The sequence below is a fragment of the Paraburkholderia sp. SIMBA_027 genome, from assembly GCF_046535315.1.
In the GTDB taxonomy this organism is placed as follows: Bacteria; Pseudomonadota; Gammaproteobacteria; order Burkholderiales; family Burkholderiaceae; genus Paraburkholderia; species Paraburkholderia tropica.
Genome location: NZ_JAWRWY010001247.1, coordinates 1 through 249 on the forward strand (window position 1 = coordinate 1; position 249 = coordinate 249).

The following is a 249-nucleotide window of genomic DNA, read 5'->3' on the forward strand; positions in this document are numbered from 1 at the left end:
CTACAACATTCTGATTTTGATGTATTGTTAAGCTACTCTGAAAATGAGCCAGATATTTGGGAATTTAATTCAGGGGGTGCAAATGGAAAAGAAAATCTTGAAAAATATATTTCAAATGCAATTTTACAAAGAGAAAATGAAAAGGAATACCCCTTTATCATTTTTGATAAAGCAACTAAAAAATATGTTGGCAGCACGCGTTTTTATGCTATTTTTTCGGAAAATAAAACCATTGAAATTGGCTACACT

The 249-nt window shown here is 30.1% G+C and carries 1 protein-coding gene; it reads left to right on the forward strand.

Translation table 11 applies throughout. The annotated features are described in order from the left end of the window. Nucleotides 1-249 (forward strand): GNAT family N-acetyltransferase (locus SB764_RS43140; protein ID WP_410867186.1); only part of this gene is annotated, 249 nt, incomplete at both ends.